This is a genomic window from Propionivibrio dicarboxylicus (genome assembly GCF_900099695.1).
Lineage (GTDB): Bacteria > Pseudomonadota > Gammaproteobacteria > Burkholderiales > Rhodocyclaceae > Propionivibrio > Propionivibrio dicarboxylicus.
Map to the genome: position 1 here is coordinate 1 of NZ_FNCY01000024.1, position 12699 is coordinate 12699.

The 12699-nt window shown below is 63.9% G+C and carries 10 protein-coding genes; 3 read left to right on the top strand and 7 right to left on the bottom strand.

From position 1 onward, the window contains the following. Nucleotides 1-90: 90 nt before the first annotated feature. Nucleotides 91-462 carry an OadG family transporter subunit gene (locus BLR25_RS18915; protein WP_218122819.1) on the bottom strand — a complete coding sequence of 124 codons (372 nt, stop codon included), beginning with the start codon at nucleotides 460-462 and terminating at the stop codon, nucleotides 91-93. A gap of 62 nt (nucleotides 463-524) precedes the next feature. Next, nucleotides 525-2069 carry an acyl-CoA carboxylase subunit beta gene (locus BLR25_RS18920; RefSeq protein ID WP_091940132.1) on the bottom strand — a complete coding sequence of 515 codons (1545 nt, stop codon included), beginning with the start codon at nucleotides 2067-2069 and terminating at the stop codon, nucleotides 525-527. Between the two features lie 757 nt (nucleotides 2070-2826). On the opposite strand from BLR25_RS18920, the gene BLR25_RS18925 reads away from it, so the two are divergent. The 3 genes from BLR25_RS18925 to miaA are packed head-to-tail and all read left to right on the top strand — an operon-like array spanning nucleotide 2827 to nucleotide 6729. After that, nucleotides 2827-3828, top strand: a complete 1002-nt coding sequence (locus BLR25_RS18925) for a TRAP transporter substrate-binding protein (protein ID WP_091940042.1) — start codon at nucleotides 2827-2829, stop codon at nucleotides 3826-3828. 42 nt (nucleotides 3829-3870) lie between these two features. Next, a complete protein-coding gene (mutL, locus tag BLR25_RS18930) occupies nucleotides 3871-5790 on the top strand; it encodes a DNA mismatch repair endonuclease MutL (RefSeq protein ID WP_091940044.1) in 1920 nt (639 codons plus the stop codon). A 3-nt stretch (nucleotides 5791-5793) separates the two neighbouring features. Continuing rightward, nucleotides 5794-6729: a tRNA (adenosine(37)-N6)-dimethylallyltransferase MiaA gene (gene miaA, locus BLR25_RS18935; RefSeq protein ID WP_091940046.1), complete on the top strand. Its 936-nt coding sequence runs from the start codon at nucleotides 5794-5796 to the stop codon at nucleotides 6727-6729. A gap of 27 nt (nucleotides 6730-6756) precedes the next feature. Here miaA and BLR25_RS18940 read toward each other — a convergent pair whose 3' ends face one another. The 5 genes from BLR25_RS18940 to BLR25_RS18960 form a co-directional block, all read right to left on the bottom strand. Continuing rightward, nucleotides 6757-8043 carry a 2-hydroxycarboxylate transporter family protein gene (locus BLR25_RS18940; RefSeq protein ID WP_091940048.1) on the bottom strand — a complete coding sequence of 429 codons (1287 nt, stop codon included), beginning with the start codon at nucleotides 8041-8043 and terminating at the stop codon, nucleotides 6757-6759. A gap of 659 nt (nucleotides 8044-8702) precedes the next feature. Continuing rightward, on the bottom strand, nucleotides 8703-9134 hold the full coding sequence (locus tag BLR25_RS18945) for an ACT domain-containing protein (RefSeq protein WP_091940050.1): 432 nt from the start codon (nucleotides 9132-9134) through the stop codon (nucleotides 8703-8705). 50 nt (nucleotides 9135-9184) lie between these two features. Continuing rightward, nucleotides 9185-10519: a phenylacetate--CoA ligase family protein gene (locus BLR25_RS18950; RefSeq protein ID WP_091940051.1), complete on the bottom strand. Its 1335-nt coding sequence runs from the start codon at nucleotides 10517-10519 to the stop codon at nucleotides 9185-9187. A gap of 31 nt (nucleotides 10520-10550) precedes the next feature. Next, nucleotides 10551-11033, bottom strand: a complete 483-nt coding sequence (locus BLR25_RS18955) for a 2-oxoacid:acceptor oxidoreductase family protein (RefSeq protein WP_091940053.1) — start codon at nucleotides 11031-11033, stop codon at nucleotides 10551-10553. A 21-nt stretch (nucleotides 11034-11054) separates the two neighbouring features. Further along, nucleotides 11055-12686 (bottom strand): thiamine pyrophosphate-dependent enzyme, encoded by a 1632-nt coding sequence (locus BLR25_RS18960; RefSeq protein ID WP_091940055.1) that lies wholly within the window; start codon nucleotides 12684-12686, stop codon nucleotides 11055-11057. Nucleotides 12687-12699 lie beyond the last annotated feature (13 nt).

Sequence of the window (12699 nt, forward strand, 5' to 3'; positions counted from 1 at the left end):
CTCCAACCTGTACCTCAAACTGGTCGAAGTCCGTCTCCTGAACGTCAACGACAAATTCCCTGCTGCCAATGTTCAATGTATAGCGTCGCATTATTTTCCTCTCGGGGTCCAAGTGTTGGTTTGACGAACTCGTCCTGCAGATGCCCAGCGGCTAGGCTGCGTGCCAGGCCAAGCGGTGCGCATCATGGGAGCGGCTTCGCCCCGCAGGATCATTTTGTGTTTCATGACAGCGATTGCGATCGCCGACACGAGGTCTGCCGCCATGCCGTGAACGGTATGGCTTTCGGGCGTTTGCGCCCCAACGGCATCATCTGCCACCGCCGCGATGGCTTCTGCCTCGTCCGTTGCTTCAATGCCCGACACTTCTTCAACTTCTTCCTTGTCGAGCTTGAGCACCAGCGTCAGCAGAACCCACAACAGCGCCAGCAGGGAGAAGACCAGTCCCATGCCGAGAACGGTCATCTGTAAACCCCAGCCTAGATTCTCCATTGTTTTCTCTCGCTATTAGTTGATGAAACGACCCATTAAACCGGCATCAGACCGTGCTTGCGCGGCGGGTTCTGCGCGACCTTGGTACGCAGGACTTCAAGCGCCAGCGCCAGACGCGGACGGGTTTCGGACGGCTCGATGACTTCGTCGATCTGACCGATATCGGCAGCACGGTACGGGTTGAGGAATTCCTCACGATAGGCAGCAAGGATTTCCTGCTCGCGCTTCTTCGGATCTTCGGCCTTCTTGATTTCGTCGCGGTACAGCACGTTAACCGCACCTTCCGCGCCCATGACGGCGATCTGTCCGGTCGGCCACGAGAACGCGAGGTCGGCACGCATCTGACGCGAGTTCATGGCGAGGTGAGCACCGCCGTAGGACTTGCGGGTGATGATCGAGACCATCGGCACGGTCGCTTCGCAGTAAGCGTAGAGAACCTTGGCGCCGTGACGGATGACACCGCCGTATTCCTGGCTGGTACCCGGCAGGAAGCCCGGGCAGTCAACGAAGGTAACGATCGGCAGGTTGTAGGCGTCGCAGATGCGGATGTGGCGAGCGATCTTGTCGCTGGAGTTGATATCCAGCGCACCGGCCATGCAGCAAGGCTGGTTGGCGATGATGCCGATTGCGTAGCCATCCATGCGGGCGAAGCCGACGACGGCGTTCGGCGCGTAGTCCGGTTGGACTTCGAAGAAGCTGTCGCGGTCGAACACGGAAGCGATGACGTCGCGCATGTCGTACGGGCTGTTCGGGCCGTCCGGGATGATGCTGTTGAGCGACTCTTCCATGCGGCCGATCGAGTCTTCCGGCACGATGCGCGGTGCTTCTTCGTTGTTGTTCTGCGGCAGGTAGGAGAGCAGCTTCTTGACCATGTTGAGGCCGTCTTCTTCGCTTTCAGCGGAGAGGTGCGCCACGCCGCTGGTGCCCATATGCACGCCAGCACCACCGAGGTCGTCGATCGACACTTGCTCGCCCGTCACCGACTTGATGACTTCCGGCCCGGTCAGGAACATGTAGCTCTTGCCAGCCATGATGATGAAGTCGGTCAGCGCCGGCGAGTACACGGCACCACCGGCACACGGCCCGAGGATGACCGAAATCTGCGGAATGACGCCCGAGGACTGAACGTTGCGAACGAAGACTTCGCCGTAGGCAGCCAGACTGCGCACGCCTTCCTGAATCCGCGCACCGCCCGAATCGCCGAGGCCGATGCAGGGAATGCCGGCTTCCAGGGCCTTGTCCATGATGCGGGTGATCTTTTGCGACTGGATTTCGGAGAACGAGCCGCCGAGCACCGTGAAGTCCTGCGAGTAAATCGCGACACGACGGCCATTGATCTTGCCGAAACCGGTCACGACGGCGTCGCCGGCGAAACGCTGCTTGTCCAGACCGAAAGTGGTCAGGTTGTGCGTCGCCATCATTCCAAATTCATGGAAAGAGCCTTCGTCAAGCAACAGGTTGATGCGCTCGCGGGCCGTCAGCTTGCCGCGTTCATGCTGAGCGTCGATCCGCTTTTGACCGCCTCCCAGCATCGCACCAGCACGCTTCTTGCGCATGCCCTCCAGCAGTTTATTCGTCATTCCTTCCATCGTCAGGACTCCATCAGGTTAAAACAGCTCAAATTGGATACGAACAATCCACGCACCAAGACGCGGCGTCGTTATTTTCCGAGGGAACTGGGGTACAACAACAGCCAGTACACCCCGCAAATATCAACTTTCCGCCCCAAAATAACAATTGTGGGAAACCACAAGCACGCTTTCGCTCGCAAAGGGCCGCGAATCATAGCATTGAAGGCCATAAAATCCGGCAAAACCCCGGCCTTCCGGCGCACATTCCCAAACCAACACGATATACACGCGGAAAAACAAGAAAAAATACAAATCCGTCAAAAACGCAGACGGCAGCGCCGACGTGGAAGATACAAGACGACATACATCATTTCGAACAGGACGGCGGCAGAAACTGCGGGTTTCCGCAATAGTCACGGGCGACAGTTTTCGTCATAGTGACTAGGGGGTGTTCACAATCAACCGCTGGATTGCGTTACACCCTGCGCTGGAACGGCTGCAAGGCGTGCGTCACAGTGAAGGGTCGTTCCCTTCACAAGACGCGCAACGCCGCAGACGACCGGCGCAGGGGCAACCCGAAGGGCAAGGGATTGGCAGGGAGCATCGCGTTGTTGCCGGATGCTTGCATGGATGACCATGCTGCGCATCCGACGCCTAGCGCTGCGCCCTGCCAATCCCTTGCGCAACCAACGCTTGATTGTGAACACCCCCTAGTGGCTCCGCCTCACGAAGTTTTTCCAGGAAACAGCCGACCCGTCGTTCCGTGATGAAGACCTTTTTTTCCCTGATCGCTGCCCTCGTTGTGGGCTGCTCCTCCGCGCTCGCAGAGCAGCCGATCCTGATCCGATTCAGCCACGTCGTTGCCCCTGACACACCCAAGGGCAAGGCCGCCGAATTCTTCGCCAAGCGTGCCGCCGAACTGACGCGCGGCGCCGTCAAAGTCGAGGTTTACCCGAATTCGACGCTGTACAAGGACAAGGAAGAAATGGAGGCGCTGCAACTGGGCGCCGTGCAGATGCTGGCACCGTCGCTGGCCAAGCTGGCGCCGCTCGGCTTCAAGGAATTCGAGCTTTTCGACCTGCCGTACATCTTCGACAACATGGAGATGCTGCACCGGGTCACCGACGGCGAAATCGGCGCCAGCCTGCTCGCGCGTCTCGAACCCAAGGGCATCAAGGGGCTCGCTTTCTGGGACAACGGCTTCAAGTCGTTCTCGGCCAACCGGCCGTTGCGCAAGCCGGCCGACTTCAAGGGCCTGAAGATCCGTATCCAGCCCTCGAAAGTACTCGAGTCGCAGATGCGCGCGCTCGGCGCCGTGCCGATGAACATGGCCTTCTCGGACATCTACCAGGCCGCGCGTACCGGCATCATCGACGGTGCCGAAAACCCGCACTCGAACTTCTACACGCAAAAGATGTACGAGGTGCAGAAGAACATCACGCTGACCGCGCACGGTTATCTCGGCTATGCCGTCATCACCAACCGCCGTTTCTGGGACAGCCTGCCCTCGGGCACGCGCCACCTGCTCGGCCAGGCGATCCGCGAAGCGACGACCTACGCGAACCGTATCGCCCAGGAAGAAAACGACACGGCGCTGAAAAAGATCATCGAGACCGGCAAGACCCGCGTTTATACCCCGACGGCCGCCGAGCGCGCCGAGCTCAAGAAGCTGATGCTCAAGACGCACGCCGAAATGGCGCCACGCATCGGCAAGGACATTATCGACGCGATCTACAAGGAAACCGGCTTCGACCCCGCCCGGATGTAGCCGCGACGCGACGCGCGAGAACCCGGTCGGTATAATGGCCGGATGAAGCCGCCCCCCTCGATTCACCTGCTCCCCGACCTGCTGATCAGCCAAATCGCCGCTGGCGAGGTCGTCGAACGTCCCGCCTCGGTGCTCAAGGAACTGCTCGAAAACGCGCTCGACGCCGGCAGTTCCGCCATCCAGATCCAGATCGAGGAAGGCGGCGTCAAGCTGATCCGCATCAGCGACGACGGCTGCGGCATCGCCCGCGACGAACTGGCGCTCGCGCTGACGCGCCACGCCACCTCGAAAATCGCCTCGCTCGACGATCTCGAACATGTCGCCACGCTCGGATTCCGCGGCGAAGCGCTGGCGTCGGTGGCCTCGGTCGCACGCCTGACCCTGACCAGCCGGCAGGCCGGTGCCAACCACGCCTGGCGCCTCGTCGGCGAGACCGGCGCCACGCCGGAACCGGCGGCGCTGGCGGCGGGCACCGTCGTCGAGATGCGCGACCTCTACTACAACACGCCGGCACGACGGAAATTCCTCAAGGCCGAAGCGACCGAATTCGCGCACTGCGCCGAAACCGTCAAGCGCATCGCGCTGGCCCACCCGGGCGTCGCCATCTCGCTCGCCCACAACGGCCGCACCAGTTTCCAGTTGGCAAAGGGCGATGCCGCCGCCCGCGCCGGCGCCATCCTCGGCGACGACTTCATCGCCGAAGCGCGCCGCATCGATACCGGCGCCGGCCCGATCCGCCTGGTCGGCCATTGCTCGCTGCCGGCCCATTCACGTGCCCGCAACGACGCCCAGTACTGCTACGTCAATGGCCGCTTCGTCCGCGACAAGCTGCTCGCACACGCCCTGCGCGAGGCCTATCAGGACATGCTGCACGGCAGCCGCCACCCGGCCTACTGCCTGTTCATCGAAATCGACCCGGCCGCCGTCGACGTCAATGTTCATCCGGCCAAGACCGAGGTGCGTTTCCGCGATTCCCGCGCCGTCCATCAATTCGTCTTCCACGCCGTCCAGAAAGCGCTGTCGACACCGGCCGGACGCGCGCCGGCAGAGGCGATAGTCCCCCTGTCGGCATCGACTGCTCCGACCGCTCAAGCGATCCCGTCCCCGCGACCGCCGTCGCCGGCGTATAGCAGCCCGAGCGGCGGTGGCGCCGGAAACCGGCCGCGCTTCATGCGTCAGGAATCGCTCAACGTCAGCGAACCCGCAGCTCGCGCCTACTACGCGTTCAGCCAGGCCGCGCAAGAAGCGACGAGCACGCCAGCACCGGTTGCCGCTCCCGCCCCGACTGCGACGGAACACGCCAGGACCGAGGCAATGCCGCAAGCATCCGAATCACCGCAGGCAGCGCAACAATCCCCGGCCGCCCTGCCGACGGAAGAAGCGCCGCTCGGTTATGCCCTCGCCCAGTTACATGGCATCTACATCCTCGCCCAAAACCGGCAGGGGCTCGTGCTCGTCGACATGCACGCGGCGCACGAACGCATCCTCTACGAAAAGCTCAAGGCCGCGCTCGACCAACGCCAGGTGCCAACACAGGCACTCCTGATTCCGGCCGTGTTCTCGGCCAACGCCATCGAGGTCGCCAGTGCCGAAGAGCACAGCGAGGCCCTGCACGCGCTCGGCTTCGACATCGCTGCAATGGGCCCGACCCAACTGGCGGTGCGCGGCACGCCGGCGCTGCTGCAAGCCGCCGACCCGACCGAACTCGCACGCGCCCTGCTCGCCGAATTGGCGGAGCACGGCGTCAGTCAGCTGACCACGGCGCGACGCAACGAGTTGCTGGCGACCATGGCCTGCCACGGCGCGGTCCGCGCCCGCCGCCAATTGGCGATTCCCGAGATGAACGCGCTCCTGCGCCAGATGGAGGCCACCGAACGCGCCGACCAGTGCAACCACGGCCGGCCGACCTGGACCCAACTCTCGCTCGCCGAACTCGACCGACTCTTTTTGCGCGGGCGCTAAGGCATGTCGGCACAAGCTCCCGCAATCCTCCTGATGGGCCCGACCGCCAGCGGCAAGACGGCGATCGCGATCGAACTCGCGCGCCGCTTCCCGCTCGAGCTGATCAGCGTCGATTCGGCGCAGGTCTTCCGCGACATGAACGTCGGCACGGCCAAGCCGGACGCGGCGACGCTTCGCGCCTGTCCGCACCACCTGATCGACATCATCAGTCCCGAGGAGGCCTATTCGGCCGCCCAGTTCCGCGCCGACGCGCTGCGCCTGATGTCCAACATCGGCGCGCGCGGCAGGACTCCGCTGCTGGTCGGCGGCACCATGCTCTATTACAAGGCGCTGCTGGAAGGGCTGGCGGAGCTTCCTTCGGCGAGTCCCGAGACCCGCGCCGAAATCGACGCGATCGCCGCGGCGCACGGCTGGCCGCACGTCCACGCCCTGCTCGCAGAGGTCGACCCGGTGACGGCGGCACGCCTCTCACCGAACGACGCGCAGCGTCTTCAGCGCGCGCTGGAGATCTACCGCGTCAGCCAACGCCCGATGTCGGCCTGGCTGGCGGAGACCGAGGCACAGCGCCCGCCGTACCGTTTTCTCTCGCTCGGCCTGGCCCCGTCCGACCGCAGCGTGCTGCATCGTCGCATCGAACAACGCTTCGATGCGATGCTCGCCAACGGCCTCGAAGACGAAGTCAGCAGCCTGCGCCAGCGCTACCGGCTCAACCTGAACTTGCCATCAATGCGCTGCGTCGGCTACCGGCAGGTCTGGGAAACGCAGGACGGACTGGCACCGCGCACCGACATGCGCGATCGCGGCATCTACGCGACGCGACAATTGGCCAAACGGCAACTCACCTGGATGAACAACACGCTGCAACCGGAACGCTTCGACTGCCTCGACGCGTCGGTCGATGAACGCATCATGCAACGCGTGGACGCCTTCCTCGCCTGACCCGCGAGAAAAACCGTCACGCCCGACTCAAAGCAGGTGACGGGCGACCGCCACACCGGCAGCGACCAGCACGACGCCCAGCTGCGACAAGGTGATCACATAAGGAATCAAGGCCAGGCGGCGCGCCGCCGACAAGGTCGCCACGGCACTCACGTCACCGGGACCGCATTGTGCCGTCATGACCAGCGCCGAAGCCACCGGATCGAGCTTGAGCGCCCATCCGACGAGCGCGCCAACGACCGCCATCACCGCGACCGCCGTCACGCACACGCCGACATAACCCAGCGACAGCGCCTTGAGCAGATCCGGCCAGGACAAATGAATGATGCCCGTCCCGACCAGCACCGGACAGGTCAGGCGCACCGCGACAGCGCCGCAGAAACGCGCCAGGCGCTCGCCGCTCGCCGGTGAAAGCACACCCGAGGAACGCAAAGCCAACATCACGAAGATGGCCAGGATCGGCACCGGAAAATCCGGATAAAACCCCAGCATTGCCCACAAGCCGCACACCACGCAGGCCGAGAGGATCAGGCACAGCCAGTCGCGCCGGGCAATTTCGCCGACAAGCGGCACCCGGCGGCACGCCACGCATGCCGCCCCGAGTTCGACGGCATCGTCGGCGGCCGGCATCGCCCGCCGGGCGAACGCACCAAGCACGCCGGCCACCAGCGCCGAGAGTACCGTCCCGTTCAACGCCGCCGGCAGCAGTATCGGCAGCACCTCGACGGTCGCATCGCCAAGCAAGCCGAGTTCCGCGTATCCCCGCGACAAGAAATGCAAGCCATCGGCCAATCCGCCGCTCATCAACGGAATCAGGATGAAGAAGGTCGTGTAATACGGCGGGAATCCCAACCAGAGTCCGACGCCGATGCCGACCAGGAAGGCTGCCGCCGTGGCCACCGCCAACACCAGCAAGAGCGCGAGAAAACCCCGAGGAAAGCCGTTCCTGGGGAGACCATAGAGACACGCCACCGCCAGACACGACAGATACGCATGGACCAGCAATGAAGACTGCATGACGGCCGCAATCGCATCGATCGCCACCAGCGGGAAGACCCCGTAGGCCACCAAGGCCGAAGGCAGCAGCAGCGACAACAGGGGCGCGCCCCCCAGGGCCCCGAGTACCGGCGTTTTCTCCCCGACGTAACGCAGCCCCCCGCCCAAAACAATAATCAGGACGAGACCGAAAACGATGGACAGCGGCGCTGGCATCCGCCCACCCGCCTGCGCCACCTGCCAGACCAGGGCAGCCAGCACCAGGCCAACGACGACCGCGCCGACACGGCGCGCAGTCAGCACCGACGGCAATTTCATCGCACGCAGCGCCCAACGGACCGAACCGGCTCACACCGATCCGGACAACACTCACGGCAGGGGATGTCGTCCACCGCGCTTCTCCAGAAACACTATCAACACACCGGCTCCGGATGCCTTTTCAGCAAACAAAGGAATACCGGAAGCGACTCATGCACAAACGGGAGCCGAAGCATATACGGCCTTGCGTCCTGCGAGGACTACTCCACGGAGTAGTTAGCGGGCGGGCCGCCCGGATGCTTGCGCCGGCAGACGACGCACTCGTCGCCGCACAGTCGCCCATCGGGCTTGTGCCAACGCCCACTCCACCAGCATAACCTGCGATGCCATGGACATTATACCCAACAAATTTCCGCCGCCGATCGAACGGTTGCGAGCACGATGGATTGACGCCATTGCCGCGCCAGAAAACGGAAAAGCCCATGACTGCGGGTCATGGGCTTTTTGAGACTTCAATCCCGGCACACCCGGCCAGGAAAACCAGCATATAGCTGCTATGGTTGCAACGCTGTCATCTTTAAAGAGCGGAAACAACTAACGACCATACAGTCTCCGTAAACGCGGCGGGCACTTCACTTCGTATCGGATTCGCCGCAAGTCACGACACGAACTCACTATAGACAAGCGCAACGCAAAAGCCAAGCCGATACGTGTTTCCCCTAGCGCGACAGCAACTCCACCGGCGCGACGACGTTGACGCCCTGTTGGGACAGGGCTTCGACGGCGCGGTCCGGATCGGTGAAGCGGATGATCACCACCGCCCGGCGACCGGCCGCCATGCTGAAAGCGTACATGTATTCGATGTTGAGCCCGGCCGCGTCGGCCTTGGCGAGAATGTCGGCAAGGCCGCCGGCATCGTCGGGCACCTCGACGGCGACCACCTCGGTCTCCTTGGCCAGGTAGCCGGCCGCCTCAAGCGCCGCCTTGCCGGCCGCAGGGTCGGCAAGAACGAAGCGCAGGATGCCGAACTCGGCGGTATCGGCGAGCGACAGCGTATGGATATTGACGCCACGGTCGGCCAGGGCCGCACAGGCGGCGTGCAAGCGTCCAGGACGATTCTCGATGAAGGTGGAAATTTGCGTGACTTTCACGGCTCAAGCCTCCCAAAGATGATGAATTCGTGACAGGAGCGAGTACCTACTCACTCGCCACGCTCGTCCCAGACACGCCGCGCCTTGCCTTCGCTGCGTGGAATGCTGTGCGGCTCGACCAGACGGACGCCGGCGCGAATGCCGGTGATCCGTTCGACGGCATGCGCCAGACGCTTGTGCAGCGCTTCCATCGCGCTCACCTGATCGCTGAACAGCTCGGCGCCGATCTCGACCTCGACATTCATCTGGTCGAGTCCGTGTTCGCGCGAAAGCAGGATACGGTAATGCGGCAGCACGCCCTCGACCGACAACAGCGCCGTCTCGATTTGCGACGGGAAGACATTGACGCCGCGGATGATGAACATATCGTCACTGCGCCGCGCCACGCGGGCGATGCGCCGTACCGTGCGACCGCAACTGCAGGGTTCGGTGATGATGTGCGTGATGTCACGGGTGCGATAACGGATCATCGGCATGGCGCGCTTCGACAGGGTGGTGAGCACCAACTCACCTTCCTCGCCGTCAGGCAGCACGCGACAGGTTTCCGGATCGATGATCTCGGGATAGAAATGATCCTCGAAGATGTGCAGCCCGGCTTGCGCCGCACATTCGCTGCCGACGCCCGGCCCGATGATCTCGGACAGCCCGTAGATATCGAAGGCCTTGATGCCGCTCTCCTGTTCGATGCGGGCGCGCATGCCTTCCGACCACGGTTCGGCGCCGAAAATACCGGTACGCAGCGGCAGCTCGCGCAGATTGATACCGAGTTCGCCGGCCCGCTCGATCAGGTGGAGGAAGTAGCTCGGGGTGCAGCAGATGCCGGTGACGCCGAAATCGCGCATCAGCATGACCTGGCGGTCGGTGTTGCCGCCCGAAGTCGGCACGACGGTGGCGCCGATCGCTTCAAGGCCGTAGTGCGCCCCCAGACCGCCGGTAAACAGGCCGTAGCCGTAGGCGTTCTGGACGATGTCGCCGCGGTGGATGCCGGCGGCAGAAAAAGTGCGCAGCATCACCGAGGCCCAGACCTGCAGGTCTTCCTGGGTGTAGGCGACGACGATCGGCTTGCCGGTGGTGCCGCTCGACGCGTGCAGCCGGACGATTTCCGACATCGGGCTCGCAAACAGCCCGAACGGATAGTTGTCGCGCAGATCGGTCTTGATCGAGAACGGCAGCTTGGCGATGTCTTCCAGCGTACGCATGTCGGCCGGCGTCACGCCGCGCTCGACCATGCGCTCGCGGAACGGTGCGACATTGGCATAGGCGCGTTCGACCACCGCCTTCAGCCGCCGCAACTGCAACTCGCGCAATTGCGCCGCAGGCAGATAATCCGGCGCACTGACCGGATGAAAGCCCTGACCGACATCGTTCCAGTTTTCCCGCATCATGTTCTTTTCTCCCTGTCATCCCCGGCCGGCATCAACCCGCGACGGCCTGTCGTCCCTGCTCAAAGGCCTCAAGATTGAGGCGATGGTGTTTCTCGGGGAAACAACCGCGAATCGCGTCTTCCCAGATCTCGAGCGGAATCTCGAGCGAACGGCTGAGGACCCCGAGCAAGGCGACGTTGATCGACTTGGCCTGCAGTTTTCCCGGCACCTTCTCGAGCGATGCGGGCGACACCAGCAGCCCGCCCGCTTTCAGCACATGCCGATTGACATCGACCTGGTCCGGCGCGACGACCACCAGGAAATCGGCCTGCCCGGTCGGAATCATCGGACTATGCACATGCGGCCCGAATCGCACGTCGCTGGCAACCGAACCGCCACGCTGGCTCATCCCGTGAATCTCGCTCTTCTTGACGTCGAGCCCGCAGCGAAAAGCCGCGTCGGCGAGCACGTCGGAGGCCTTGACCACCCCCTGCCCGCCGAGTCCTGCGACCACCACATTGATCACCTGAGTCATATTCCCTGTTCCCCCTGACGTTCAACCATCGACGCGCACGGCGATGCCGATGCGCTTCTCGGCGGCGGCGCGTTCGTATTGACGGATTTTCGGCGCCGCCAGAATGCACGGCCGACGCGCCACGATCACCACCAGGCGGCCGCTGTCGAGCGCCTGACGCAGCACGTCGTCGAGCACGACGTCGCTGGCCATCGGATCGACGGTAATGACGTCGGCAATGCCCATCGCCCGTGCGATGTCTTCGAACAGCAGGCGCCCGGTCGCGTCGTGCAGCAGCGTACGGCCGGTGCCGGGGTGCTCCTGTTGGCCGGTCATCGCCGTCGTGCCGTTATCGACGATCAGCACCACGTGGCCGGTCGGCGGCGGGTTGTACACCATCTCGGCGAGGCCGGTCAGGCCGCTATGCACAAAGGTCGAATCGCCGATGACGCTGACCACGCGCTTCGCCTGCTCGGGCGGCAGCACATGCCGCATGCCGAGTCCGACGCCGATGCTGGCGCCCATGCAGACCAGCGTGTCCATCGCCGTGAAGGGCGGCAGCACGCCGAGCGAATAACAGCCGATATCGCCCGAAACGATGCAGTCGAGCCGGTTCAACGCCTCGAACACCGGCCGGTGCGAGCAGCCTTCGCAGAGCGCCGGCGGCTTGCCGCCAGGAATTTTGGCCTCGGGCGAATCGTCGTGTTCAAGGATGCGGCGAACACGGTCGGCGTTGAGTTCGCCGAAACGGAAACGCTCCGGCTTGCCCTCGACGGCGAGTCCTTCAGCGCGCAGTTCGGTGACGAGGATCCGATCCCCCTCCTCGATGACGACGCAGCGCTCGACCGAAGCGACGAAATCGCGGATCGCCTGCATCGGCAGCGGATACGAGAAGCCAAGTTGCAGCAGGCTGGCTTCCGGCGCGACTTCGCGGGCGTGCATCGCGGCGACACCGGAAGCGATGATGCCGAGCGCCTTGCTGCGCGGCTCGACGATCGTCTGCGCGCAGTTTTCGGCGTAAGCCGCGGCGCGTGCCAGCTTGTCGCGCAGCGCATGATGCGCCGGACGCGCATAGGCCGGAATCATCACCCGCGCCGGAATGTTGCGTTCGAAAGACGGCGCCTGCGCCGGTCCCGGCAACGCCGTCTGCGTGACGATGCTCTTGGAATGGCAGGTGCGCGTCGTCATGCGCAGCAGCACGGGCTGGCGGAATTGTTCGGACAGCGCGAAGGCGGCAGCGGCGAAGTCGTAGGCCTGCTGCGAATCGGCGGGCTCGAGCATGAGGAGGCCGGCGGCGCGTGCATAGTGCCGGTTGTCCTGTTCGTTCTGGCTCGACGCCATGCCGGGGTCATCGGCCGAGACGAGCACCAGGCCGCCGGTGACGCCGGTGTAGGCGGCGGTGAACAAGGCATCGGCGGCGACATTGACGCCGACGTGCTTCATCGTCACCAGCGACCGGCCGCCGGCGAAGGCGACGCCGATGCCGACTTCGAGCGCGACCTTCTCGTTTGGCGCCCACTGTGCCTTGCCGCCCAACGCGGCGAAGGCTTCGAGGATTTCGGTGGAGGGAGTTCCGGGATAGCCGGTGCCGAGCAATACCCCGGCATTGAAGGCGGCGAGCGCGACAGCTTCGTCGCCGGAAAGGAGCATGCGATCAGCGAGCTTGGCAACCATGACGATCTGAACA

Bases quoted from the DNA above. Each gene is read 5' to 3' on its own strand.
- BLR25_RS18925 (WP_091940042.1), top strand. From the start codon at position 2,827: ATGAAGACCTTTTTTTCCCTGATCGCTGCCCTCGTTGTGGGCTGCTCC.
- BLR25_RS18955 (WP_091940053.1), bottom strand. From the start codon at position 11,033: ATGACTCAGGTGATCAATGTGGTGGTCGCAGGACTCGGCGGGCAGGGG.
- BLR25_RS18920 (WP_091940132.1), bottom strand. From the start codon at position 2,069: ATGACGAATAAACTGCTGGAGGGCATGCGCAAGAAGCGTGCTGGTGCG.
- mutL (WP_091940044.1), top strand. From the start codon at position 3,871: ATGAAGCCGCCCCCCTCGATTCACCTGCTCCCCGACCTGCTGATCAGC.
- BLR25_RS18960 (WP_091940055.1), bottom strand. From the start codon at position 12,686: ATGGTTGCCAAGCTCGCTGATCGCATGCTCCTTTCCGGCGACGAAGCT.
- BLR25_RS18940 (WP_091940048.1), bottom strand. From the start codon at position 8,043: ATGAAATTGCCGTCGGTGCTGACTGCGCGCCGTGTCGGCGCGGTCGTC.
- BLR25_RS18950 (WP_091940051.1), bottom strand. From the start codon at position 10,519: ATGATGCGGGAAAACTGGAACGATGTCGGTCAGGGCTTTCATCCGGTC.
- miaA (WP_091940046.1), top strand. From the start codon at position 5,794: ATGTCGGCACAAGCTCCCGCAATCCTCCTGATGGGCCCGACCGCCAGC.
- BLR25_RS18915 (WP_218122819.1), bottom strand. From the start codon at position 462: ATGACCGTTCTCGGCATGGGACTGGTCTTCTCCCTGCTGGCGCTGTTG.